Annotated in this window: 23 protein-coding genes; 8 read left to right on the top strand and 15 right to left on the bottom strand. The window is 52.5% G+C overall.

What is annotated here, in order from left to right; genetic code table 11:
• Positions 1 to 618 precede the first annotated feature (618 nt).
• The 13 genes from meaB to H6750_10650 form a co-directional block, all read right to left on the bottom strand.
• Positions 619 to 1,395, bottom strand: coding sequence for a methylmalonyl Co-A mutase-associated GTPase MeaB (meaB, locus tag H6750_10710; protein MCB9774780.1), 777 nt, complete (start codon positions 1,393 to 1,395; stop codon positions 619 to 621).
• The gene (locus H6750_10705) at positions 1,364 to 1,861 is read right to left on the bottom strand and encodes a Zn-ribbon domain-containing OB-fold protein (protein ID MCB9774779.1); all 498 of its coding nucleotides are present in this window, start codon (positions 1,859 to 1,861) and stop codon (positions 1,364 to 1,366) included. The genes meaB and H6750_10705 overlap by 32 nt, the downstream gene beginning before the upstream one ends.
• 7 nt (positions 1,862 to 1,868) lie before the next feature.
• Complete coding sequence (locus tag H6750_10700) at positions 1,869 to 3,152, bottom strand: thiolase domain-containing protein (GenBank protein MCB9774778.1); 1,284 nt, start codon at positions 3,150 to 3,152, stop codon at positions 1,869 to 1,871.
• The gene (locus H6750_10695; protein ID MCB9774777.1) at positions 3,149 to 3,550 is read right to left on the bottom strand and encodes a cobalamin B12-binding domain-containing protein; all 402 of its coding nucleotides are present in this window, start codon (positions 3,548 to 3,550) and stop codon (positions 3,149 to 3,151) included. The genes H6750_10700 and H6750_10695 overlap by 4 nt, the downstream gene beginning before the upstream one ends.
• Complete coding sequence (locus tag H6750_10690; protein MCB9774776.1) at positions 3,547 to 4,380, bottom strand: MBL fold metallo-hydrolase; 834 nt, start codon at positions 4,378 to 4,380, stop codon at positions 3,547 to 3,549. The genes H6750_10695 and H6750_10690 overlap by 4 nt, the downstream gene beginning before the upstream one ends.
• A 166-nt stretch (positions 4,381 to 4,546) precedes the next feature.
• Entirely contained in the window at positions 4,547 to 6,214 is a 1,668-nt protein-coding gene (locus tag H6750_10685; protein ID MCB9774775.1) for a methylmalonyl-CoA mutase family protein, read from the bottom strand.
• A gap of 23 nt (positions 6,215 to 6,237) precedes the next feature.
• Positions 6,238 to 7,101, bottom strand: a complete 864-nt coding sequence (locus H6750_10680; GenBank protein ID MCB9774774.1) for a 3-hydroxybutyryl-CoA dehydrogenase — start codon at positions 7,099 to 7,101, stop codon at positions 6,238 to 6,240.
• A 56-nt stretch (positions 7,102 to 7,157) separates the two neighbouring features.
• Entirely contained in the window at positions 7,158 to 8,348 is a 1,191-nt protein-coding gene (locus tag H6750_10675; protein MCB9774773.1) for a thiolase family protein, read from the bottom strand.
• Positions 8,345 to 9,526 (bottom strand): 2-oxo acid dehydrogenase subunit E2, encoded by a 1,182-nt coding sequence (locus tag H6750_10670; GenBank protein ID MCB9774772.1) that lies wholly within the window; start codon positions 9,524 to 9,526, stop codon positions 8,345 to 8,347. Before H6750_10670 ends, H6750_10675 begins: the two co-directional genes overlap by 4 nt.
• 20 nt (positions 9,527 to 9,546) lie before the next feature.
• Positions 9,547 to 10,539: an alpha-ketoacid dehydrogenase subunit beta gene (locus tag H6750_10665; GenBank protein ID MCB9774771.1), complete on the bottom strand. Its 993-nt coding sequence runs from the start codon at positions 10,537 to 10,539 to the stop codon at positions 9,547 to 9,549.
• Positions 10,536 to 11,519: a thiamine pyrophosphate-dependent dehydrogenase E1 component subunit alpha gene (locus H6750_10660; protein ID MCB9774770.1), complete on the bottom strand. Its 984-nt coding sequence runs from the start codon at positions 11,517 to 11,519 to the stop codon at positions 10,536 to 10,538. The genes H6750_10665 and H6750_10660 overlap by 4 nt, the downstream gene beginning before the upstream one ends.
• 103 nt (positions 11,520 to 11,622) lie before the next feature.
• Positions 11,623 to 13,362, bottom strand: coding sequence for an acyl--CoA ligase (locus H6750_10655; protein ID MCB9774769.1), 1,740 nt, complete (start codon positions 13,360 to 13,362; stop codon positions 11,623 to 11,625).
• An 85-nt stretch (positions 13,363 to 13,447) separates the two neighbouring features.
• Positions 13,448 to 14,215 carry an iron-containing redox enzyme family protein gene (locus H6750_10650; GenBank protein ID MCB9774768.1) on the bottom strand — a complete coding sequence of 256 codons (768 nt, stop codon included), beginning with the start codon at positions 14,213 to 14,215 and terminating at the stop codon, positions 13,448 to 13,450.
• 301 nt (positions 14,216 to 14,516) lie between these two features.
• On the opposite strand from H6750_10650, the gene H6750_10645 reads away from it, so the two are divergent.
• The 7 genes from H6750_10645 to H6750_10615 all read left to right on the top strand — a co-directional run bounded on the left by H6750_10645 (position 14,517) and on the right by H6750_10615 (position 21,465).
• Positions 14,517 to 15,068, top strand: a complete 552-nt coding sequence (locus tag H6750_10645; GenBank protein ID MCB9774767.1) for a VOC family protein — start codon at positions 14,517 to 14,519, stop codon at positions 15,066 to 15,068.
• A gap of 37 nt (positions 15,069 to 15,105) precedes the next feature.
• A complete protein-coding gene (locus tag H6750_10640; GenBank protein ID MCB9774766.1) occupies positions 15,106 to 16,212 on the top strand; it encodes a homogentisate 1,2-dioxygenase in 1,107 nt (368 codons plus the stop codon).
• A complete protein-coding gene (locus tag H6750_10635) occupies positions 16,209 to 17,192 on the top strand; it encodes a fumarylacetoacetate hydrolase family protein (GenBank protein MCB9774765.1) in 984 nt (327 codons plus the stop codon). The genes H6750_10640 and H6750_10635 overlap by 4 nt, the downstream gene beginning before the upstream one ends.
• A gap of 2 nt (positions 17,193 to 17,194) precedes the next feature.
• Positions 17,195 to 17,977, top strand: coding sequence for a hypothetical protein (locus H6750_10630; protein MCB9774764.1), 783 nt, complete (start codon positions 17,195 to 17,197; stop codon positions 17,975 to 17,977).
• Positions 17,964 to 19,346 carry an MmgE/PrpD family protein gene (locus H6750_10625; protein MCB9774763.1) on the top strand — a complete coding sequence of 461 codons (1,383 nt, stop codon included), beginning with the start codon at positions 17,964 to 17,966 and terminating at the stop codon, positions 19,344 to 19,346. The genes H6750_10630 and H6750_10625 overlap by 14 nt, the downstream gene beginning before the upstream one ends.
• Positions 19,347 to 19,348: 2 nt before the next feature.
• Entirely contained in the window at positions 19,349 to 20,230 is an 882-nt protein-coding gene (gene prpB / locus H6750_10620) for a methylisocitrate lyase (GenBank protein ID MCB9774762.1), read from the top strand.
• Between the two features lie 110 nt (positions 20,231 to 20,340).
• Positions 20,341 to 21,465, top strand: coding sequence for a citrate synthase (locus H6750_10615; GenBank protein ID MCB9774761.1), 1,125 nt, complete (start codon positions 20,341 to 20,343; stop codon positions 21,463 to 21,465).
• 300 nt (positions 21,466 to 21,765) lie between these two features.
• Here H6750_10615 and H6750_10610 read toward each other — a convergent pair whose 3' ends face one another.
• The gene (locus H6750_10610; GenBank protein MCB9774760.1) at positions 21,766 to 22,737 is read right to left on the bottom strand and encodes a hypothetical protein; all 972 of its coding nucleotides are present in this window, start codon (positions 22,735 to 22,737) and stop codon (positions 21,766 to 21,768) included.
• 554 nt (positions 22,738 to 23,291) lie between these two features.
• On the opposite strand from H6750_10610, the gene H6750_10605 reads away from it, so the two are divergent.
• Positions 23,292 to 24,023: a hypothetical protein gene (locus tag H6750_10605; protein MCB9774759.1), complete on the top strand. Its 732-nt coding sequence runs from the start codon at positions 23,292 to 23,294 to the stop codon at positions 24,021 to 24,023.
• Positions 24,024 to 24,455: 432 nt separating this feature from the next.
• Here H6750_10605 and H6750_10600 read toward each other — a convergent pair whose 3' ends face one another.
• Entirely contained in the window at positions 24,456 to 25,811 is a 1,356-nt protein-coding gene (locus H6750_10600; GenBank protein ID MCB9774758.1) for a DUF481 domain-containing protein, read from the bottom strand.
• Between the last annotated feature and the right edge of the window lie 256 nt (positions 25,812 to 26,067).

The raw sequence follows: 26,067 nt of genomic DNA, 5'->3' as shown, positions 1-26,067 counted from the left end.
GCAAAAGAAAGGATGCGATTGGCGTATCGGTAAGTGTCGACAGTCCAATTGTCCTTCCTGCCGGGAAGGAGGTCCTGCATCGTGTGGATGGTGTTCCGGAGTTGTCGGGCAGCCAGCAGCTTGGGAAGTTGCCCTCCGAGCCATTCCAGCTCAGGACAGAGAGAACAAGAAGCGAGAGGGTCGGGGACAGGCAAAAATCCACGCTCCTCGGACATCTCAAAATGTGAGAACGAATGTCGTTGAAGGGGTGCAGGTTGCATGATTCTTAATTTTTAAGTCGCCGGGTTTCGGCCCGGCAGCCGAGGTCCTTTTCTTTCGGGAAAAGGACCCAAAACCATTGCCGCCCCACCTGGCTCATCAGATTGGACGGACGCGACGACTAGAAGGGCGGGCCAACTCGCGGAGTTTATCCTGAGTCTTACCGAAGGGCTCAGACAAGGCCCGCCGATTGATTCCAGCGTCCGCCCAGAGGCTAGGTGGCAGGCGTCCGACTACCAGAGGGAACCAGGAGCGGAGTAGCCAATAGATCCAGGAACCACGTCATTGTCTTTCTCCTGTCTTCCGCCAACACAACGAGTTCGAACCTAATGGATGCGCAACCCAAGGGAATACGCACGTTCAACCGGAAACGGGGGCCGAAACTTCAAGGGACTGTTGATGGCGGGTAATGGCCTCCACCAACGATGGAATGCCTTCTCCGGTTAGGGCGGTCACCAGCAACACCTGTGGCACCCATTCTCGCAACGACTGAAGGGTTTCGCGGGCGCCCTGATGATCGGCTTTATTCACGATGACGATATGGGCCACTTCCAGGATTCCGGCCTTCATGGCTTGCACGTCATCGCCAAGACCGGGAGCGACGACGTCCACCACCGTTTGGGCTATCTGGGCAATTTCACCCTCTTCTTGTCCCATCCCGATGGTTTCAATCAGCACGACATCAAACCCGGCCGCGTCGAGCACGCGAATCGCGTCCCGTGTCGCCATCGCCAGGCCACCCCGGTGTCCTCTCGTGCCCATGCTCCGGATGTACACCCGATCATCCAACGAATGATGCTGCATGCGAATGCGATCTCCCAGAATGGCGCCGCCGGTTAATGAGCTGCTGATATCCACGGCCAGCACGCCGACCTTTTTCCCTTGAGACCGGTACGCCGTAATCAATTGATCGATCACGGTACTTTTTCCCGCGCCGGGATACCCGGTGATCCCGATGACGCGTGCATGGCCGGAGAAAGGCTCGAGCCCTTCCAGGACCGCTGTTCTTTCCGGCCCATTCGTTTCCAGTAATGTAATGGCACGTGAAATTGCCCGCATGTTTCCTGTTCGGACTTCCTTGAGTAAGGAAGGAATCGTGGGAAATTCAGGTAGGGTCAATGGGTTCGAACCAGACATCGGTCACCTTGAATGTGGGGGTGTCGGAGAATTGTGGACGAATCGGGAGTCCAATGTGAACCTCATCCAATGGGATGCCTTTGAGCCGGGAGAGAAAGAGGGTATTTACCTGATCAAATTCCACCAGCACCAACAGAAAGGGGGTTTCTTTCAGAAAACTCTCCCCGCCGTAATAGCAGACCGTGAAGGTATGCACGCGTCCGGTTGGCGGAAGTTCTTCCCACATCGTGGGCGCCCCGCATTCCATGCAATGGGCCCGTGGTGTCGCATACCTATACCGGCACCCCGTACAGCGCGATCCCAGCAAGCGGCCTTGACTCAACCCCACAAAGAAGGGGGAATCCTGGGCATAACTATGCCGGTAGTCGATTTCGTAATGGTCCTGGATGAACAACGGGGCGCCTTCCGGCAGATTCGTCTCCTGGCGTTTCTCCAAGGTTTCCCCCGTTATTTCGGTGTGTTTCATGGTGTGGCTATATCCTCTCCAGGATCGACACGGTGATATAAGTCCCGGTGCCCGCATGACTATGGATGAGTCCACGTCGAGGATCGCGAAGTTGTAATGCCGGACTGCCTAAATGTTTCTCGATCGTGCCTTGTAATTGCCAAAACGCAAAGACAGCTTGCATCAAACCTGTGGCTCCGATCGGATGGCCGCAGGCCAGCAGTCCCCCGGATGGATTCACGGGAAGTCCCCCTTGCTCCGATAACGATAAGCCATACTCAATCCCCGGCATGAACGGGATACCCTTTTCAATAAACCTGCCGCCTTCCCCATATTTACACAACCCCAGGTCTTCATAGGTTTGAATTTCAGAGGAGGTATACGCGTCGTGAAGTTCGACAAAGCTTAATTCTTCCAATGGATTCCGAATGCCCGCCATTTCGTAGGCCAGCTTGGCTGCCATACGCCCCCCGCGAAAGGAATGCACCCCGGGGTATTTGAGCCGGGCATAATCGGATTCCTGCTCGTGTGGAAGCAGTGGAACTTTTCCATGCGGCCGGTCAGCCAGGCGCATGGATCCTGATCCTGATCCTATGCCGGTGATGTGGACGGGCCGGTCACAGACCTGTTCCGCAATGGTTTCGTCAGCCAGAATGCAGACGGCTGCTCCATCGGACATGGTGCAGATATCTTCCATGGTCAATGGGCTGGCCACCATGGGCGATTCCCGAACCTGTTTGACGGTGAGACGTTTCGCCTTCTGTGCATAGGGATTGTACAAGGCATTCAGATGATTTTTGACGGAGACCATGGCCATCTGTTCAACCGTGGTGCCGAATTCATGCATATGGCGATTAACCATCATGGCATAGTACCCGCTGTAAAACCCGCCGACCGGAAAGTCGAAATTCGTATCGGAAGCCAACGCAATAAATTCGTTGCCCTTCCATGTGTTGACCCGTGACATGGTTTCAAATCCATACGCCACACAGCAATGCATTCGCCCAGAGGCGATCGCTTCCCAGGCCGATTGAAAGCACAGGCCTCCCGTCGCTCCGCCCCCTTCGACCCGTTTTGACGGTTTGGGGCACAGTCCCAGATAATCATGCGCCATGCTGGCGGCTTGGAGCTGTCGGGTGAAATGGTCTGAAAAATAGGAGCCGACCCCACCATCAATCATGTCTTTCGATAAGTCGGGCACGTCCTGGAGGGCGGCGTCATAGGCTTCTTTGACCATCAGACGAAAATCTTTATCCGGATGGGCTTTGGCGAATTTGGTGATCCCGCCGCTGATCATATAGACCGGTCTCATCGGGGCAGTCCTTTCACGAATTCCACAATGCGTGACATCGAGGTGCCGGGAGGGAACAAGGCCCGCACACCGGTTTCCATCAGAGGGCCGACATCATCAGAGGGGATAATGCCTCCACCGAAGACGACGATATCCTCGGCATGATGCGTTTTCAGCAATTCCAGTACCCGTGGAAACAGAGAGGTATGGGCACCGGAATGAATGCTCAGGCCTATCGCGTCCACGTCTTCTTGAATGGCGATATTGACGACCTGCTCGGGGGTTTGATGTAACCCGGTATAAATGACTTCCACGCCGGAGTCTCGCAGGGCCCGGGCTACCAGTTTCACCCCGCGGTCGTGGCCGTCCAAACCAACCTTTCCGATGAGGACTCGAATGGGCGTCGTCGCTGTGGTCATGCTGTTCTCGCTTCCTCTGCAGGTTTCAGGAAATATTTGCCTTCTGGGTCTTTGTGGATATACCCCATCACAATCCGGGGGTCATGTTCGAAAATCAGGAGCCATCCTTCTTCGTAGGCTTGGTCCAGAATCCATCGTTTGGTTTCGAGCGTCTGTAGCGGAAAGAGGTCGTAGCCCATGATATAGGGGAGGGGCAGGTGAGAGACCGTGGGGATACAATCGCCTAAAAAGAAGGCCGTGTGGCCTTCGGATTCAATCTTGACGCTTTGGTGGTATTTGGTATGGCCGGGGGTGACCACCATCGAGACACCGGGCAGCCACTCGGTCGTGCCTGTGACAAATTCACACTGGTGATGTTCCAGAATAGGAATGAAATTTTCCTGACGGTAACTGGCCTTGGTCCGTTCATTCGCCTTGATGCCATCTTCAAATTCTCCGCGTTGCACCAGATAGCGGGCCATTGGAAACGTCGGGATCGTCTGTCCTTTTTCATCACACCGCGTGTTGCCTCCGGCGTGATCGAAGTGCAAATGGGTGTTGATCACCATATCGATATCCTTCGGGGCAAGGCGGAAGTGGTGTAAGGAATCAGAAAGTGAGGAGGCTTGTTCCACGGCAAACATCCGATGAAATTTTTGGTCATGTTTTGAGCCAAGTCCCGTATCGACGAGGATGTTCTTCCCGTGTGCCTGGATCAGCAGACAGGTCAAGCTGAGCGGGATGCGGTGGTGATCGTCGGCCGGACAACATTTCTCCCAGAGCACCCGGGGGACCACCCCGAACATCGCTCCGCCGTCAAGCCTGAACCGGCCGTCTGTCACAGGATAAATGTTAAATTGTCCGAGTTTCACAGGATTGGTCCCTTCTGTTTTGAGGAAAGGTGGTCTCGGCTACAGGAGCATTGGTGAAATCCGTATACCGGTTTGCACTGGTACCTCCTGGCAAATGGAGTCATGAACGCCAACATGCCTTGTGGTCCTCGGTTGCGACAACATTTCATAAGACAACCGGTTCACGATAGGTTCCAAAAACTTCCTTTAGGGCTCCACACATTTCTCCCAATGTGGCCCTGGCCTGGACGGCGTGCATCAGATGGGGCAGAAGATTTTCGCCGGATTGTGCGAACCATTGAATTTCATGCAGCGCTTCAGACACTTTCTTGGAATCCCGTTTGGCGCGGAAGGAGCGCAAGCGTTCCCGCTGATACTCTTCGACTTCCTTGCCGATTCGCAGGGTGGGAATGGTGTACTGCTCCGATTCAACGTACTCATTGACACCGACGATGATGCGTTCTTTCCGGTCGATTTCCTCCTGGTAATGCTGGGACGCTTCCAGAATCTCTCGTTGTGGGAACCCCCGTTCGATAGCGGCCAACATGCCTCCCATGGCATCCAGCTTGCGAAAGTATTCGCGGGCACCTTCCTCCATCCGGTTGGTGAGATGTTCAATGAAATAGGAACCCGCCAGAGGATCAACCGTGTTGGTGACCCCGCTTTCATGGGCAATGATCTGTTGGGTGCGTAACGCCAGCGTGACGGCTTCTTGAGTGGGGAGTGACAGTGTCTCATCCATGGAATTGGTATGGAGCGATTGAGTGCCACCGAGCACGGCTGCCAGCGCCTGGAGGGTTGTGCGCACCACATTGTTCATGGGTTGCTGGGCCATGAGGGAACACCCTGCTGTCTGGGCATGGCAGCGAAGTTGGAGCGAGCGGGGATTGTTGGGATTGTACCGGTTTTTCATTTCCTGCGCCCATATGCGTCGTGCAGCTCGAAACTTGGCAATTTCCTCAAAAAAGTCGTTATGCGAATTAAAGAAAAAGGACAGTTGCGGGGCAAAGGCATCGATCGGCAATCCTGCCCGGACGGCGGCCTCGACATAGGTCAGCCCGTCATACAGGGTAAAGGCCAGTTCCTGTACGGCGGTGGATCCTGCTTCACGAATGTGATACCCGCTGATGCTGATAGGGTGCCATTTCGGCACGTGTTCACTGCAGTAGCCGATGGTGTCCGTAATTAACCGCATATGGGGAGCAGGCGGAAACAACCATTCTTTTTGTGCGATATATTCTTTGAGAATATCGTTTTGAAGGGTGCCATTGAGCCGGTTCAGCGGGATGCCTTGCCGTTCAGCCAGGGTGAGATACATGGCGAATATCACGGCGGCCGGGCCATTGATCGTCATGGAGACCGATACCCGATCCAGAGGGATGCCGTCGAAGAGTGTGGCCATATCTTCCAGTGACGAGACCGCAACTCCACAATAGCCCACCTCCCCAAGAGCCTGCGGATTGTCGGAATCAAGCCCCATGAGGGTCGGCATATCAAATGCGACGCTCAGACCGGTTTGCCCCTGATCCAGGAGGTATTTGAAGCGGGCATTCGTGTCCTGAGCCGTCCCGAATCCCGCAAATTGCCGCATCGTCCATAGCCGACCGCGGTACATTGTCGGATGAATCCCACGCGTGTAGGGGAAGTCTCCAGGATGCCCGAGGTCACGTGCAGGGTCCCAATCTTTGAGGTCATCCTGCGTATACCGATCGGCAATCGGCATTCCGGACAAGGACGTACCGGAGGTCTTTCGATCCTGACCATGGTGAGCGACAGGACCTTCTTCAGTCGAACCTTTCTGATGGACCACCGGTGATTCGTGAGCAATCTTCATGGCGTCATATCCTGACAAGGGGATCAAGGTTGATAGGTGTAAAATCCTCTTCCTGACTTTCGACCCAACCAACCCGCCTCAACATATTTTCGGAGAAGCGGACACGGGCGGAACTTTTGATCGCCGAATTCTTGAAATAAAATTTCGCAAATGTTGAGCACGGTATCCAGACCGATCCGATCGGCTAAGGCCAGTGGCCCTACGGGGTGGTTGGTGCCATGGGTCATCGCCTTGTCGATCATGTCGGCGGTCGCGATGCCTTCGGCGAACGCAAAAATGGCTTCATTGACCATCGGCATGAGCAGGCGATTGACGATGAATCCCGGAAAATCTTTGGATTCCACCACAACTTTTCCCATGCGGTCGGCAAGGCCGGCGAGAAGCGAGATGGTCTCATCGCTGGTTCGCAACCCTCGAATGAGTTCGACCAATTTCATGACCGGGACAGGATTCATAAAATGCATGCCGGCCACCTGAGCGTCCCGCCCCGACATGGCCCCTAATTTTGTGATGGATATCGAGGAGGTATTGCTGGCCAGGATCACATCCGGTTTGCAGATTGCGCCAAGCTGTCGGAACAGCTCGCATTTCATTTCCAAATTTTCGGGGGCGGCTTCCAGGATCAGGTGACGATCAGTCATGTCTCCAAGGGATTGGGTGGTCCGGATTCGTTTGAGGGCCGCCTCGCCCTTCGAAGCCTGGATGATGCCCTCCTGAATTTGTTTGGCGAATCCCTTGTGAATGCGTTCAAGAGCGGCTTCCAGAGATGCGGTGTGGATATCGTAAAGGAAGACCTCACAGCCTGCGAGCGCAGATACGAACGCGATGCCCGCACCCATTTGGCCGGCTCCTACGACCCCAATGGTTTGAATGGGCTGTGATGGCATGTGCGCTTCTCCTTCAGTTCAAACAGAAACGTGACCGGGGTCGCGAATTCCATGAGCTAGGTCATGCGTTCGATCACGACAGCCAGGGCTTCGCCTCCACCAATACAGAGACTGGCAAGTCCCAAGCGGCCACCTCTGGCTTCCAGGGCATACAGCAGGGTGGTCATCATTCGTGCGCCGGTGGCTCCGATTGGATGGCCAAGCGCCACCGCGCCTCCGTTTACATTGACTTTCGCCGGGTCCAGGTTGAGTTCCCGGTTAATGGCAAGAGACACCGAGCTAAAGGCTTCATTGATTTCAAAGAGATCAATCTGCTCGATGGTCAGACCTGTCTGCTTCAGAACTTTTTGGATGGCGTGAACCGGGGCGATGGTAAACCACTCGGGTGCTAATGCGGCGCCGACATAGCCGATGATTCTTGCCAACGGTTTGATGCGCTGGCGTTCGGCCTCTCTCTCTTCCATCAGAACAAGGGCTGCCGCACCATCATTGCAGGATGGAGAATTGCCGACTGTCAACACGCCGTCTTCTTTGAACACCGGCTTCAAACCGGCAAGTTTTTCAAGATTCACGCGATTCGGTTCCTCATCGTCTGTGACGAGAAGGGGGTCACCTTTTTTTTGAGGCACTTCGACGGAAACGATTTCCGGTTTGAATGCGCCGGTCGCAATGGCCATGCGGGCCCGGCGATAGCTTTCAATCGTAAAGTCATCAAGAGCCTGCCGGCTCAGTTGATACTTTGACGCACAGAGTTCCCCACCCTGACCCATGTGAAAATCGTTATAGACGTCCCAAAGTCCATCCTTAATCAGGCTATCCACCAGTTCCCCATGGCCCAGTCGATAGCCTTGTCGGGCCCTGGTCAGGAGGTAGGGGGCACCGGTCATGCTTTCCATGCCTCCGGCAACCAGAATGCGGGCTTCCCCTAATTTGATGGCTTGAGTCGCCATGATGATGGCCATGAGACTGGATCCGCAGACCTTGTTGATGGTGGTGGCGCCAACCGAGTCGGGCAGACCGGCTCCAAGGGCGGCTTGCCTCGCGGGTGCCTGTCCAAGGCCGGCAGCCAGCACGCACCCCATATAGACCTCGTCCACCAACGCTCCTGACAGGTGAACGCGACGTAAGCTTTCGGCAATGGCCAGGCTTCCGAGTTTCGTAGCGGGAACCGGGCTGAAGACGCCCTGAAAGCTTCCCATGGGAGTGCGGACGGCACTCACAATGACCGCGTGTTTGGTCTCAGTCATGGGGCGACCTCCCAGGAGGGTTGTTCCAGAACAGATTTCACCATGAGCATGAATTGATCGGCCGTGGCTCCATCGATGACCCGATGATCAAAGGCCAGACTCAAGTAGGCCATGGGGCGAATTTCTATGGACTCGTTCACGACCACTGCTCGCCGCTGAACAGCGCCAACGCCAAGAATGGCAATTTGCGGTTGGTTGATGATCGGGGTGCTGAAGAGGCTGCCGGTCCCTCCATGATTCGTGATGGTGAAGGTCCCTCCTTGGACTTCCTCGGGCTGGAGTTGTTTGCTGCGTGCCCGTTGAGACAGATCGGCCACTTCTGTGCCTAATTGCCGAAGATCTTTTTGATCGGCATGTTTGACAACGGGAACCAATAATCCTTCCTCGACAGCGACAGCTACCCCGATATGCATGGCATGTTTGATAATCAGGCCCTTGGCAGACCAGGAGGAATTGAGAATCGGAAATGCGTTGATTCCCTGCGTGACCGCCTTGATCACAAAAGGCAGATAAGTCAGATGGAGCTCCTGTCTGGCGGGTTCGATGGTTGTAAAGTCGGCTTCAAAGAACGTCACCACGTGGGCTGCGGTCTGTCGACTTTTGATCATGCGTTCAGCAATCGTTCGTCGCATGGAACTCAGGGGAATCAGCTCTTCTTCAGGGGAAGAAGGCAGTGCTGCGGGCTGTCCCGTTAGCGGATTGCCGGACTCTTTTCCGGGACGGCCTTGCTTATCCAGAAATTCCAGGACGTCCTTCTTGGTAATCCGTCCATTCATGCCGGTTCCGGTGATGCGGCTGAGGTCCACCTGGTGCTTGGCAGCAAGGTCTCGAACAGCGGGTGAAAGGAGATCCGGGGATCCAGAGAACGTTGCATGGCCGTGACCAGATGATACCGGTGATTGAATGGTGCTTGTCGCGGAATCACCGTTTCCGGTTTCGGAAGAGTAATCGAGTCGCGCAAGGAGGGTGCCCACCGGGACCGTTTGCCCTTCCTGAATCAAAATCTCGGTTAAGGCTCCGTTCGCCGGGGAAGGAATATCCAATGCGACTTTGTCTGTTTCCACCTCTAACAGGGATTCATCTTTTTTTATCTGTCCCCCCAGCGGAACCAGCCATTTTACGATGGTGCCTTCGGCAATGCTTTCACCTAATTGCGGCATGACGATGTCGGTGGCCATGAATTGCTCCCATGTTTGAATCAATAGGCCGCCAATTGTCGGGCGGCGGTGATAACATCATGAGCTTTCGGAAGAAAAAAATTCTCCAGCGGGGGACTGTAGGGCACGGGAATATCGGGGGCTGCGATCCTCATAATCGGTGCATCAAGCGAGTTGAAGCATTCTTCAGCCAGCATTGCGGCAATCTCACCACCGATGCCTCCGGTCTTTGTATCTTCGTGGAGAATAATCACTTTGCCCGTTTTTCGAACAGAGTCTTTGACCGTATCGGTATCAAGAGGGCTCAGGGTGCGAAGATCTACGACCTCCATGTCGATTCCTTCCTGATCCAAGGCCTCTGCTGCCTCTAATGCCACGTGGACCATGGCTCCATAGGTGATGACGGATATCTCGCTTCCTGTTCGTTTGATCTCCGCCTCTCCGATCGGGACGATATAATCTTCAGCAGGAAGCACCTCTTTCACCCGCCGGTACAGAAATTTATGCTCAAAATAAATGACGGGGTTATGATCCCGGATCGCGGCCTTCAACAATCCTTTGGCGTCATAAGCAGTTGAGGGAGCTACCAGTTTCAACCCGGGGGTATGAAAGAACCAGGCTTCCGGGCATACGGAATGGAACGGGCCTCCATGGGTCCCTCCCCCGTAGGGTGCGCGAATGACCATGGGCACCTCTGCTCCCCACCGATAATGATTCTTCGCGGCCATCTCGGTGATTTGATCAAACGCACAGGAAATGAAATCCGCAAATTGCATTTCCACCACAGGTCTCATGCCCATCATCGCCGCTCCAATCGCAGCCCCGACAATTCCCGATTCAGCCAGGGGCGTATCCAGCACTCTCCATTCACCATACTTGTCTTGAAACCCTTCTGTAACACGAAAGGCCCCACCGTAAGGGCCGATATCCTCCCCCATAAGAAAGACGCGTTCATCCTGACTCATTTCCTCATCAAGGGCTTGCGAAATAGCCTCCAGATAGGTCACTTCATGTGCGATAGCGGATGTGGTCATATCAGTACCTCCACGGGATTGGTCGCATAGACGCCCTCCAACGCTTCCGGACCGTCGGGAAGAGGGCTTTGTTCCGCGAACTCCAGGGCAGTTTCAATTTCCTTTTCCACCCTCATATGAATTTCCTGGAACTCCCGTTGACCGGCATACCCCAATTTTTTCAGGCGACGTTCCGCATTCAGGATGGGATCTTTCTTCTTCCACTCTTCCAGGAGTTCTCGAGGCACATATTTAGCGGAATCATGCTCCGAATGCCCGTGCATACGCATGGTTTTACATTCGATAAAGGTGGGTCCCCCTCCGTCTCTGGCGCGTTGAAATGCCCGTTGAGCGATGAGATAGACGGAAGCGACATCGTTGCCGTCTACAATTTCGCCTGGTATGGCATAGGCTTTTGCGCGTTCAACGACATCTTTGATGGCCATCTGGTAATGAAGCGGGGTGGAGTAGGCGTATTGGTTGTTATTGCAAAAGAATACCACCGGCAGCCGGCGAACGGACGCGAAGTTCAACGCTTCATGAAAATCTCCGCGACTGGTCCCCCCATCTCCGGTATTCGCGGCGACAATACGGGATTCACCACGGAGCTTAAATGCCAATGCCGCTCCGGTCGCCACGGGAAGATTGTCGGCCAGATGGCTGACAAAGGCGATGATGCCACGTTTCAAGTCGCCCATGTGCACATTGCCGTCCTTCCCCTTGGTGGGTCCGGTGCGCTTTCCAAGATACTGAGCTAAAATCTCACCCGGCGTAATGCCTCTGACTAAAAACGCGCCCATATCCCGGTGGAAGGGCGCGATAATATCATCGGCCTGCAGGGCGGAAGCATAGCCCACCGATATCGCCTCCATTCCATGGCTGGTATACGCTCCACCGACGATGCGACCTTGGCGGTACAGCGTAGTGACTCGTTCCTCCAACGCTCTGGTGAGTTTAAGGAAATAATAGAGGTGGAGAAATTCAGATTGTGAAATCTCCATAACACTCTCCTTTTGGCTAGACATGAAAAGTTAACCTCTTGTCGGTCATTGGGTGTTGTATGGGTGATACGTTATGTCACTCTCCTATTCGCTGACGACCTCCTCAAGCCGTCTGATGTTTTGGCGTCGAGCCCCGCTGGAAAGAGCGGAATTGGACGTCGCGGTAGCGTGCCAATGCCGGGCTCAACCTTGCCTTTAATTCCAAACGTTTGGGCTTCCCCGTGGTCGTATAGGGCACTTCCTGGCCGAACATGAAGACCTTGGGACACTTGGCAAAGGGCAATGCCTTGCGACACCATGTGACCATCTCATCCTCCGAAGGTTGCGGCATATGTTCTTTGACCACGAGGTATCCGGCAATTTCTTCTCCGTAAAAACGGTTTTCGAATGAAACGGCCATACCGAATTTGACGGAAGGGTGTCCTCTGAGTACTTCATCAATTTCCAAGGGTGAAATGTTCACACCGCCACGGATGATTAATTCCTTCAGCCGCCCGGATATGAAAAAATACGGGCGATCAGCCTGATCACGAACGAAGAACCCCTCATCGCCCGACCGGAACCATCCCCACCGGAAACTTTCCTCATTGGCATCCGGTCGTTTTAAGTAACCTGAACACACCGTTTGTCCGCGGATACAAATTTCCCCCTTTTCCATCTCGTCGACCGGGTGTCCTTGGGGATCGAGAATTGCCATGTCGTTGTAAGGAATCGCGAGGCCAATGGATGGATAGTCATAGTCCGTGAGCCAGTGTCTGTGTTCCTGTTGGGAAAGGTTGACGGGAAGAAAACTGGAATAACACGTGGTTTCAGATAGTCCGTAGCCATGGCGAACAGGAGCAAGAAATTGATGCTCAAACCGTGACACCGTGTCCTTCAAGAGAGGGCCGGCTCCGCAAATCAATCCACGAAAATGATCAAGCCGGTATTGCCGGTTATTCCGGCTTCCTTCCAGCAAAAACTCCAGAATGGTAGGGACCACGCTCACGCAGGTCACCCTTTCATCCTGGATTCGGTTCCAAAACGCGGACTGGTGAAAACGCCGGTTCAGCACGGATCTACCCTCTCCGTAAAATGGCGTGATGAGCGTGACCACGATCCCGTTCACATGATGGATCGGCAGCACGCACATGAGGCAATGACTTCTTTCCAGTCCGTGCCATCTTGCAATGCCGTGGGCATCGACGAGAAGATTTTCGATCGTGAGCACGACTCCTTTTGGCGGTCCCGTCGTTCCGGAGGTGTAGACAATCAATGCTTCATCCTGGAGAGCAGCTTGATCGAGAGACCCGCGATTGGGTGTCTGGGCAGGGCGAGGGTGACCCAATATGTCCATGAGGGGTGAGGTTCCATTTCCGAGAGAGACGAGATGCCGAAGATGGGGCAGTCGATTCTGGATATCCTGAAGGGCTTCGTATTCGGTTCCCCAGCAAAAGGCCACAGAGGCCTCTGAATGTTCCAGAATGTAGAAGCGACGGTCTTCAGATTCATTGATGTCAATCGGCACAACCACGGCTCCAAGGACCCATGCCGCATAATACATCACCACGGTCGAGTCATGATTGAACAGCAGGGTGACAATGCGATCCCCACGGTGGACCCCCAGTTGCTCACGCAGGAAGGTCACAGTTCGATAGACGGCGTTTTCGAACTCCTCATAGGTATAGCTTCGAACCATCCCGGAATCGTCGTAATAGGTTAAATACACATCTCTCCTGAGTGCCGGATCGGTCACCCGTTGATGAAAAAATTGTGCAAACGAAGAAAAGGGGATGTCGAGGAGCGGGTTTTCGTTCCGATGGGCTTCTTGAATATGTTTATTCAAGGAAATTGTTTCAATCATCCGTTTTACCCTTTAAGTACTTCATCCCCGGATTGGCATGAGGTCTTGTGAGCAATAGCTGTTATCATCCTTCACCAAGGTTCTATCATCGCGCATCACCGAGTGTGACATGCCTGTTCCTGGAATGCGTTCCGTGGTGGTTAGAGTTGGTTATCCTTCGTTGACGCTCAAGACCCATCCAGAACCCCTCTAAAAAGTTCAGAACCTGACGAACGCCGTCGTGAAAATTCTGTCGTTCCTGGATGGAGAGAGTCCCCTGAATAGAGCCATGTCCTTCCATGGCGGCAACGGCATGGACCATGGCCTCCTCATGAGTGGATTCCAGTTCACGATGGAAGGTGAAATACCTCAAATCAATCCCAGGGAATCTTTCACGGCGCAAAGACTGTAAGCCCGGAATGAGGTGGTCCCACATGGTGATGGCCATGTTTTCCAGGCCAAAGGAAGCACCCAGAGCTTGTTCATGGTTCCCGCTGCTATACAATTCTTCCATTCCTTCGATATAGGCCCGGGTGGAAGGCATCATCGGTGTGGTGAGGGCTTGATGAAGATCGATGTCGATGGAACGGAGGAAATGCCGATAAAGCAACTCATGCCTGTTCTCAGGGTTTCCCTCCCCTAATTCCGAATACAAGACCCGCGTCAATTCATCCGCGACGGATTCGTCTTCGGTATTGACCAGTTGTGCGACCAGAATTTTTGGAAAGAATCGGGCAAAGTTATAAAACTCCACCGCAAAAGCATAGAGCTCTTCATTGGATGCGACACCCTTCTTAAACCAATTCAGATATGAGTTGTTGATGGCACCATGATGAAGTACGAAATTCCGCATTTCACGATAAAATCCTGACATGGTGGCCTCCTTCTTCGTTATGTAAGTCTTTCTTAGTATGTAGTTATTGTCAGTCGAAAATGAAATGATAAAATATTATTATCATAATAAAACTTTTATGGGAAACAAGCAATGATTGTGTATTAAAGGGATGCAAGGTGAGAGCCTTTATAACTAAAAGTATTTAAAGATTGCCAAAATTTATTTTTTAATGGTAAATTGCAATTGTATTGTCGGCTAAGTCGCAACGGACCGAGGTAGCTGGAAAACATGAAAGGTCTGCAGGATTCGTTTCCGATTACTGATATGGAAGGAGAAGCCAATGGGTGACACGGTTGGAATTGATCACATTACACTCTGCGTGAATGATCTGCATGCTGCCGAACACCTGTTCAACAACATTCTTGGTTTCCGAACGATCTGGTCTGCCGATGATGTGGGATCCGACAGGTCGAGCATGGATACTATTGTGGTTCAACGAAACAATATTCGAGTGGCCCTCATGCAAGGCCGGGATAAAACCGGGAAATCACAGATTACGGAGTTTGTGGAACGGTTTGGCCCGGGTATTCAGCATGTTGCATTGGAAGTAGACGATATCGAAACCGTGTGCCAGGAATGGGAAGCCCATGGCGTGAAGTTCAGTGGACCCGTAAAGGAAGGTCGAGATGGATTCGGTCCGCTCCTTCAGCGTTTTACGTATCCACTGTTTCCCGGTAGTGGGATTTTCTTTGAACTGACTCAGCGAAAGCAGGGACAGGAGGAGTCAAAGACTTTTGTGAAGAGCACCGTCGAGTCCTTATATCAGGATATTGAACGGGATCAAACGCAAGGCGTGGAACAGACCATTATTGACTTTGAGCATATTCCATAAGCGGCCATGGCGGATTCATGATGGCAGAGAGGACCCCATGTACTTAACACGGAAAGGTCAATCACCCCGGCAAGCGCACGTCAATATTCCATCAGGGCTGTATGAAGAGGAACATGGACGCCAGGGATTTGCCGGTCCGGCTTCCCATCTGTACCGATTGCATCCTCCGACCAACTGGCTTCGCATCGATGGGCCCTGCCGGCCTCGCGCCTTCCAGTGCAGCGACCTGACCCCTTCAGATTTTTTCTCCGGGGAAAGCCGACCGCTGGAAATATTACGAAGTCCGGACGCCCGGCTGTCTATTTCCCGCCGGAAAGAAACAATGCCGTATTATTTTCGGAATGCGGATGGCGATGAGGTGTATTTTGTGCATAAAGGCCGTGGTCTGGTGGAAACCGATTACGGCGTGCTGGCGTATGAACCCGGAGACTATCTGGTCATTCCCAAAGGGACGACCTACCGGATGGTTGTGGAAGAAGGACCCGGTGTCATGTTGATCATCGAAACTTCTGAGCCTGTCATGCTGCCCGAACGGGGTTTGTTGGGACAGCATGCCCTATTTGATCCCGAGGTCCTTGGGGTTCCCGAACTTTCAGCGCCTGTCACCACCAATCGTCAACATGAATGGGAGCTTCGCATCAAACGTGATGGAGCCTATACCAAGGTGTTTTATCCTTTTCCTCCAGTGGATGTCGTGGGGTGGAAGGGAGAGGTTTGGCCGACGAAACTCAACGTTCGGGATTTTCGGCCAGTGACCAGTCCCCGCTATCATTTGCCTCCGAGCGTCCACGCGACCTTCCAGGCGGGAAGAGTGTGGATATCGACGTTTGCCCCCAGGCCGCTGGAGAGTGAGCCTGGTGCATTGAAAATTCCCTTTTATCATCGGAATACGGATTTTGACGAAGTCCTGTTTTATCACGAGGGAAATTTTTTCAGCCGGTCGGGCATCCATCCGGGAACGATGACTTTGCATCCTCAGGGCATACATCATGGACCCCATTCAGGCGCGGTTGAGGCCAGTAAAACACAAACCCAGACGAATGAAATTGCCGTGATGGTGGAGTCACAGCAGCCCTTCTCCGTGATGCTTGAGGCTGAGGCTGTTGAATTAAAAAACTATTCCATGAGTTGGAGCACACCATGAAACTTGTCACCTTCCAGGTTCACACACCAGTCGGAAAGTTTGCACGGGTCGGAGCATTCCACCATGGGTCTATCGTGGATCTGAACATGGCGTACACGCGGATGCTGGCGGATCTAGGGGAGTCTCAACCCTACAGGCTTGCCACATCGGGAGTCCCGTCCTCTATGCTGGAACTCCTTCAGGGGGAAGTGTCGGCGATGAATAGAGCCCGGGAAGCCTTTCACTATATCAGTGACAACGATCATGTGGTCCATGGCCCTGATGGTGAAACGATTGTCTATAACAGGGAAGAGGTTTCGTTGCTTGCGCCGATCCCTCATCCCCCTCTTCTTCGTGATTTTATTGCCTTTGAGGCGCACATCGCCGCGACTTCCAAAAAACGAGGTCAACCCATACCCCCGGAGTGGTACAAGGCTCCGGTCTATTATAAAGGCAATCCACAGACCATCATCGGGCCCGAAGATGGTCTGGCATGGCCGTTACAGACACAAAAACTCGATTATGAGCTGGAGTTGGCCTGTGTCATTGGTCGAAAGGGGAGAGATATTACGGCGGATAAGGCGTGGGACTACATTGCCGGCTATACCATCATGAATGATTTTAGTGCGCGGGATGTTCAATTCCTGGAAATGGCCTGTCGGCTTGGACCCGCGAAGGGAAAGGATTTTGCCACGGCGTTGGGACCCTGCCTGGTGACGCCGGATGAGATTCCAGACCTGAAGCAGCTGGCCATGGTGGCTCGTGTCAACGGAGAAGTCTGGTCGAAAGGGTCGTTTGGAACCATTTACTGGTCGTTCGCTCAAATGATTGAACATGTGTCCAGGGGAGAAACGATCTACCCCGGCGAAGTGTTCGGTTCTGGAACCGTGGGTGGGGGGTGTGGATTAGAGATGGATCGGTTTTTACAGCCGGATGATGTCGTGGAGCTGGAAATTCAGCCTATTGGAACATTGAAAACAACGATTACCAAGGAGCATTGAATATGAATCTGGTGCTTGAGAATCAGAAGCGCATATCGGATTTGGTCGATTATCAGCGAAGGCTCTACGCGGATTCAATCGTCGAAGAACGTCTTCAATCGATAGTCCGGGAGTCCCCAACCTCGTCCTTGTCGAAACACGAGGTCATTCGGATACTTCGCGATTCAATGGCGGTGCTGTTCGATACGCATGTATCAGTCGTGTCGGGCCACCATACCGCGACCTATTTAGGATTTGAGTCCATCGCACGCGATCCGGATCTGCTTTCCGTTATCACTGAGGATATGGGCCACTGGGTTCTAGGGTTGAGCCAACACCATAAAATCGACGGACTCCTTGTGCCCGCCTCGGATGCACGATTGTTGGCAGAGGGTATTGCGACAATCATCACCCCTCAAATGGCGATGAAAGTGGTGTCTGCTCCTTTCAATTACGATACAGGAAAGATTGGGGTGGAGATTCCCGAAGGCTCGATACAAAAAGGGGATAATTTTGTGGTGATGAATGATGTCACCGCGCGAGGGAGTTGTGTCAACAAACTCCAAACCATTGTGAGCGAACATGGCGGCCATGTCGTAGGAATGATGGTATTTGCCCGTCGGGACAGCGGCCAATTCCCATTAATGGACGACTTGATGTCTCGCTATCCATTTTACTATGGGACGAATGTGACGATGCCTCAATGGGAAATTCAGAACTGTCCGAATTGTCGAGCCGGAGAGGAATTCTTTTCCTGGAAGGAGATGCCGTCCGATCTCAGGGCAAGAGGCGATGATGCTGGCTGAACGCCTGGCCGAGTATGCGGAGTTTTTGACCTTTCGGAGTCTTCCTCCGGAAGTGATTCATGAGGTGAAGCGACGGGTCTTGGATAGTCTGGCCTGTGCGTATGGTGCCATCATCGCACCCCCATGCAGGATTGCCAGGCGGCTGGCGACTCAAGTGATGGTCAAAGACGGGGCAACAGTATGGGGAACCCGTCATCGAACCAGTCCGGATCTGGCCGCCTTTGCGAATGGCACAGCGGTACGGTATCTCGACTGCAACGATACCTACCTCTCCAGGGAACCCGCGCATCCTTCAGACAATATTCCTGCCTGTCTGGCGGTTGCCGAAAGTCTTCATGTTCATGGCCGGCAGTTTATTCAGTCCATCGTGCTGGCCTATGAGGTTCAGTGCCGTCTTTGTGACGCAGCCGCGCTTCGCCCCCGAGGATGGGATCACGTCACCTACGGAGCGTTTTCTACTGCGGTTGCCACAGCCAGGCTGCTCAAGCTCTCCAAAATACAGACCGTACATGCGCTCAATCTGGCGGGGATCACGGCTGGAGCACTGCGGCAGACCAGAGTGGGGGAAGTTTCCCTATGGAAAGCCTGCGCGTTTGCCAATGCAAGCCGGAACGGAATCTTTGCAGGATTGGCGGCTCGCGAGGGTATGACCGGACCGGAGGCCATGTTTGAAGGAGAAAAGGGATTTATGAAGGTGATTTCCGGACCATTCTCTTTACCCGAAATGGGAGGCCGCCACGGCTCTTCCTATAAAATTCTTGACACCTACATCAAGCCCCATCCGGTGGAATATCATGCTCAGTCGGCGGTGGAGGCGGCATTCGCCATTCGGGAACAACTGATTGCTGCGTGTGGGGAATACCCTGCCCACCGAATCAAAGCAATTATTGTCGGCAGTGGTGACGTGGCGATCGAAATTATTGGACGGGATCAGGAAAAGTGGCATCCCAAAACCCGTGAGACTGCTGATCATAGTCTCCCTTTTTGCGTTGCAGTCGCCCTGACGGATGGAGAAATAGCTCCCAGGTCATTTTCCCCGCATCGCCTGAACGATACCGTTCTGTTGAATCTGATGCAGAAAATCCGTGTTGAAGAGGTCAAAGAGTTTTCCGAGCGTTATCCGGATGCCATGGCCAACAGAATTGATGTCACCCTGATGGACGGCAGGACGTTCACGGCCCAGATTGACCATCCCAAAGGTCATCCACGACGCCCGCTCACCGATCGCGAACTTGAATTGAAGTTTCAGAAGTTGTCTTCACGGAAAATCGGCCGGAAAGATATAACGAACGTTATCCAAACCGTTTGGGAACTGGACCGTCTGAAAGACGTGAATGTCCTGGTGTCGGCATTACCAGTTGTGGATTGACGATGAGTGGGAAACCCATAACCTCCCAGAGTCGGGCGCGCCGCTTTCGAGCGGAGCTTCAACGGGACACGCTGGCGGTGCCGGGTGTATTTAATGCGTTTTCGGCTCGATTGGTTGAGGATGCCGGTTTTCCGGCAGCATACCTCTCGGGGGCGGGTCTGGCGGCTTCCCGGGCACTACCCGATATCGGGCTATTAACGATGACGGAGGTGGTGACAGAAACCCGGTACGTGACTCAGAGGGTTCAAATTCCGGTCATTATCGATGCCGATACGGGCTTTGGAGACAGGCACCAGGTGTATCGCACGGTTCAGGAATTAGAATCAGCCGGAGCGGTGGGAATCCAATTGGAAGACCAGGTGTTGGCAAAACGTTGCGGCCATTTGCCCGGAAAAACCCTGATTTCCTGTGAGGGTATGTGTCAAAAAATTCAGTCGGCAGTTGAAGCCAAACAGGACCGGGATCTTGTCATCATTGCGAGGACGGATGCCCGGTCTGTGGAAGGTCTGGATGGGGCCATTGAGAGAGCTCGAGCTTACAGGGCAGCCGGCGCTGATGCGATTTTCCCCGAGGCCCTGCAGTCAGCGGAAGAATTTCAGGCGGCAGTCAAAGCTTTGAAATATTCCGGGGGTATTCTGGTCGCCAATATGACTGAATGGGGGCAAACTCCCTATATGACCGTCAAGGAATTCTCCGGAATGGGATATCACATCGTACTGTTCCCCATGACCGTATTTCGTGTGATGGCGAAGGCAGGCGGGGCAGCTCTTCTGGAATTACAAAAACAGGGGACCCAACAAGCTTTCCTCGATAGCATGCAAACCAGGCAGGCCTTGTACGAGGTGTTGGATTATCAAAAGTATGAACGTGTGCCAAAGGAATGAAAGAAGGCGCGTTGAACCCTTCCAACCCTGAGCATGTAACTGACGGCCTCTTTGGACCGCCTCAGGGCACAAAATTTTTAACAGGCCTGTAAAAGAAAGGCAGGTGTTTCATGGAAACGGCCGTTCATAATCCCGGGCTGGACGGGGTGGTGGTGGGGGAATCAGCCATTTGCCAAATAGACGAGACGCGGGGAAGTTTACGATATCGAGGATATGCCATTGAAGAGCTGGCTGAGCAGGCGACGTTTGAAGAAGTGGCATATTTATTACTGCATGGAGATTTACCGTCATCCCGCGATCTTCAGGAGTGGCAGGCCGAGTTGGCTCATGCCGGATCCTTACCCCCGGTCGTGTGGCAATTTCTCCAAACGGTTCCAGCTTCTGCGAATGTCATGGATGTGCTGCGAACCGGGGTGTCGTTTCTCGGGATGATCGATCCTGAAGCTCAGGATATCTCCCATGAGGCGAACCTCCGAAAGGCCGTCCGGTTACTCGCACAAATGCCTCTACTTCTTGCCTGGGCCGTTCGAACACGATTCGATCATCCTCTATTTCAGGCTCCGGCCACAAAGTCGTTTGCCCAAAGCCTCTTGTATTTGTTGACAGGGAATCTCCGGGAAGATCATGCGAAAGAACTGGAGGTTTCTCTTAATCTCTATGCCGAGCATGAATTGAATGCCTCGACGTTTGCCGGTCGGGTCACGAGCTCAACCCTGGCTGATCTCTATGGGGCTGTCACGGCGGCTATTGCGACACTCAAAGGCCCCCTTCATGGCGGAGCGAATGAAGCTGTGGCGGAGATGTTCCATGTAATTCGGGACCCGGAAAAAGCGCAAGGGTGGGTCCATTCCAAATTGATCCGGAAAGAACGGGTCATGGGGTTTGGCCATCGAGTCTTAAAACATGAGGATCCGCGTTCGGCTATCGTCAAACGACGAGCGAAAGCGCTGGGTCACCATGCGGACGAGACGCGGTGGTACGAGATTGCAGAAATCATTGAACAGACGATGAAGGAAGAAAAGGGGCTCCTTCCGAATCTTGATTTTTATACGGCCGTGGTCTACCTGTTCATCGGAATCCCCCAAAAAGCCTTTACGCCCATTTTTGTCGCAAGCCGGTTGAGTGGGTGGTGTGCCCATATTATCGAACAACAGGATCGCAATCGTCTAATCCGGCCACGAGCCTCCTACATCGGCCCTACTGCGCGGGAATTTCTCTTTATCGACGACCGGTAGGATAAATATAAAAGCTCTCGAATGTTGATTTCGGTCATCCTGAGTCAGACAAACGATCTGCGCCCCAAACCTATGGCCAAAAGCCAACAATGTTCTTCAAAAGAAATGCCGGATAGAAATTCCTATAGTATCGTACCTTCTGGTTAAGATGCCCAACCTCCCTCGCCTTCTTTAAGGGAGATGATTGGATGCGGCCGAAGGTAAAAGCTTTTGTTAAATGTGATCCACCATATTGGGGACCAGTCGATAATCCTCAATGAGAATGCATTTGGAAGAAAACCTGGCGGCCGGAAGACCTAATTAGTCCTTGTTTTCAGAGTATGTCCGAAGAAACCGACTGAGTTGTGTTTTGAATTGGCGTTCTCCTTGATATTCGAAGACAAAGCGGGTTTCAAAGAGAGGGCTTGGATTCAGATCACGTAAATGGTCCGGTTTCCAGGAAATATTCAACTGGTCAATGACGGTGATAGGGATCGAACCACTGTTGTTCATGCCCAAATCCCTGGTGGCATAGGAGCGGGAAAAGATGAGAATTTCGTTATCGAATAACGCGGCATTGATCTCTTCTTTGACGCCACGGGTTCGGAATTCTGCAACCAATCGTTGATAGATGAGGGTCGTGGCTAGCTGCTCGCGAAATCCGAAAAACGCGGCAATCCCCGCGTGTCGTTGATCGTTTAATACCTGAAGGCAGTCTTGGACTTGATAGGCATCGCTCATCTGCTCTCTGGTGAAGATAAACACCCGCCGGATTTTGACTCCCCGCCGAACTGCTGCTTGATTTGCCAATAAATAACTGGGAAAGAGGGGGCCGTCCCGTTTCCATATCTGCCATCGTTCCATCATCGAATCAATGGTGGACTCCACGGTATTGAGCAGTTGAATGGCTTCATTCTGCGCAATGGTGCCCTCATAGGACAGCATTTGGGATTCAAGCTGACGGAGTTCCTGGCCTATGGCCTCCACTTTTTGGGGAATGTATCTGGGTCGTTCCGGCACATGCATCATGACATCGACGGCTGACAGCGCCATGGCCCAATGGCTCTTTTCTTCCGGGGCGGCCCGGTCCTTCTGGGCAACGATTAAGAGTTCGACGGGATTTTTTTTGAGAAGATTGGCTATCCGGATGCATACCGTGGCATTCGGTACTTTTTTCCCGCGGCGAAACCAGTTGGCCTCAGGTTGACTCACTTTGAGTTTTTTTGCCAGGGCGTAATCATTCGTGATGCCATAGGTTTTTTTGATCTGCTCGATAAACTTGGGAAAGTCCATGCTCGGCTCCACAACCAATCAATCGAAATGAGTCAGTGGGATACAGAAAAGAATCATTTCCGCTGTCCGATTAGGCATTGGCCATCGGGTCATGCCCGGAGTGTTGATTCTAGACGAATTCATCCGGAATTTAAAATGCGGGGATCGTTCCGGTAAAAAGGACAAGCCGGCTTTGAGTTGGCCCAAGGCAATCTGGTGATTCTGTAATGTGGGGAAAGTGCCCGTTGGTTATGGCGAGTGATTCATCCAATATTACAGGATATGGGAGCTTGGGGCGGATAGGGCAAATAAGTTGAAGAGTATCACGTTGTTGTTCCTCATTGGGAGGTTTTTCTGGGCAAAGGGATGCTATGTCTGTCCATCTTCACTTTTTTTATTCTGACTTCCTCATGCATGTGTGATTTTTGCTTTCCAGAATTGGGCACTGATGGGCAGCCGCCCTCATTGTGTGCGGTGCGGCAATGTTCCTTTAAATTTTGCACGCGGTTTTTCGGCTTGGTAATGTGTAATGGAACGCTCTAAAGAGTTATCTCGATCGGTAGGCATCCAAAATAATGCAAGAATTTCACGCCCAGGTCAGTCGAGTCAAGGATCTGACCCACGACGTCCGCGAGTTGGAGCTTAACCTTCTCGCCCCGGATGCAATCGACTTCAAGGCGGGACAGTGGATTTCTCTGAAGGTCTGGCATCCGGGATTGAATCAGTACGTACCCCGGCAGTATTCGATTGCCTCCCCACCCAGTCAGTGTCATAGGATCAACCTCCTCTTTAACCGGGTTCCTGATGGTCCAGGCTCAAATTATTTGTTCAGTCTTCATGAAGGAGATCCCGTAACCTTCCAAGGACCCAATGGATCGTTTCTCCTCCAGAAGAAACCTGGACAAGATCTCGTCTTTGTGGCCACGGGAACCGGGATTGCACCGTTCCGTTCAATGCTCTCTACCTTCTTGGAGGAACCTGAAGCGGGAACTTTGAGGTTGTATTGGGGCTTGCGGAGCCAACGAGATCTTTACTACCAACATGAATTGGAAGCGCTTGCACGACGGTATCCGAATTTCAGCTATATCACAATCCTGTCACGGTCGGAAAACGGTTGGAAAGGGGCCATCGGACGAGTGACAACATTAGTGGAGAACCAGGTGGCATCAGTGAGCAATGTGACTTTTTATCTCTGCGGAAATGGCGGCATGATACGAGACACGACGGCCATTGTGAGAAAAAAAGGCCTCTGTCCCATTCGCACTGAGCAATACTATGATAAAGCCGGCGCCGGAACAGACGAGTGAGTCTGTCCCGAGTCTACGGATAAGACCGGTGCTGCCAATGATTGTCGAGTCAAGTTATAAGTGTAACTTTTTCAATAAATTACCCGGCCTTTTTTAGAGAGCGGGTTTGTATTGCTGACGCATTCTACCCAATAAACCCGAACCTCGTTGAGATCCGGATAGGCTACCTATCTCCGGAAGACAGACCTTGTAGTCCGGAATTTTTGTGGATGCAATTCTGCCGGTGTAATTTGTGAGGTCCCATGGCCTCCACCACCTGAGCTTGTTCTTTCATCTTATGGTGTGCGGCAAGTAATGACTCGCGACCCCTGGATTTATGTCCTCATGAGTGGATGTGAGTCAAGATCAAGCATGGGGACCCATTTCCGAGTGCCGGAGGGTTCAGTGGTTGTTCGTAGAGGTTGGGAGAAAACGCGGGAGACTAACCGTCAATCAACTCGAAAACTCATAGCCCAAGGCCCATATGAACGCTTCATCCGATTTTTTCTTCCCTGGCTCCGGGTCGCTGTTGTACCGGTATTCGAATGCTACCTTCAGATACAATTTTCCATACACTTCTATGCGAGCTCCCTGCTCGGATGTCCACCGTAGGGCAGTACTGTCTCCTACTCCCAGGTCGCGAAATCCTTTTTGACGGTGAAAAATTCGTACCCGATCTGCAATCAGATCATATTCCCAATCCACGCCCCACGAAGCGGTAACGGTTTTGGTCGTCCCGGTCTCTTTAAACTTTTGATACACAAACGCCGGCCCGGTGGATACACTTAAACTGTGGCTTGGAGAATCAAAAATCTGATAGCCGAGTCCCAGGCCGGTCGTACTCCGGATTTTTAATCCCTGAAACTTATCATATTCAAGATATTCTTTAGCGGTGGAAAACAACCTTTTGGTGAAAAAATAATCATAGCCGAGTGTGCCTCTGGCATTTTTGGCTGTGTTGTTTCCATCGGCCGAGGCAAAGGCATATTTGCCGTTCATGAGGCCACGGTGTCGTTCTGTCCAAACCGTATTGTCGGTTGAGGCGTTCACAGCCGTGGTGTCCGTATTCCCCTTCGTGCGATTTCCTCCCAGGTCGAAGTTTCCTCTATAACGAAGTTCCGGAATATTGATGGTCTTCACTTGTGCGGGCGATATGCCTTCACTTCCTCCTAACGTGGTCACAGTCGTACGGGAGGTTTTGAGAAAATCATCTCCGTTGGAATCCTGCCCCTCCTCAAAAACTTGAATGGAAAGCGGTGTTCGCGACTGAACTTGTTCCACTTCATCCCACTGAACCGATATGTCTCCCGCATAAGCAGTTTTGATAGTAAGGGTCTTTTCTTCCATTGAGACAATGGTTCCGATCAGATGCATGTCATTTTTGAGAGTGATCTCATCTAACTCTTCCTCTTCACCCGCCGCCGTTTCCTGTTTTGAGCTTTTGATGGCCTTTACGGAATTGAGGGTGATCATCACGGGAGTCGGGTCCTGGTCTCTCAACACCTGGATGGCCCCGGATTCAGTCAATTGGATTCGGCCTTCATAGATCTCGCCGGTATCCAGAACAACAGTGACCGGCTCTTCAGTCGCCAACCCCGTTACCTCTTTCCAACGAAGCGGAATTGGATTGTGCATACTCGCCGCTGCTCTCACCCGGAGGACACCATTCGTCATGCCAAATATTTTACCCTTGAGAATGGTGCCATCTTTAAGTGAAATCTGTCCGGGAACTGCGGCATAAAGAGGACCGCCTCCACTGAACAGCGTAATACTAAGAACGACGATGAAGAGCTTCAATCTCAATGTCATGATTCTCCTTGGTAAATCCTTGTGTGTGATCAACGGACGCTTCATCACACATCACGGACGATCAACAATCACTCCTACTTAAAAGGGATTTTGGACAATCTTACGAAAGACTGTGTAAAAAGTGGGTCTGCAACTGAAAGATTTGGCGTGAGCGGACGTTGAGATAGAGCCTACTAACAGTGCACGGAACCCGAAAAGTTTAGGATTATAGCCCCAGACGCACCACAAAGCCACCCCAATATTGTGCCGGACAAAA

The organism is Nitrospiraceae bacterium (assembly GCA_020632595.1).
Taxonomy (GTDB): domain Bacteria; phylum Nitrospirota; class Nitrospiria; order Nitrospirales; family UBA8639; genus Nitrospira_E.
Note: the sequence above shows the minus strand (reverse complement) of the source record. Positions and strands in the feature narration are given on the sequence as shown.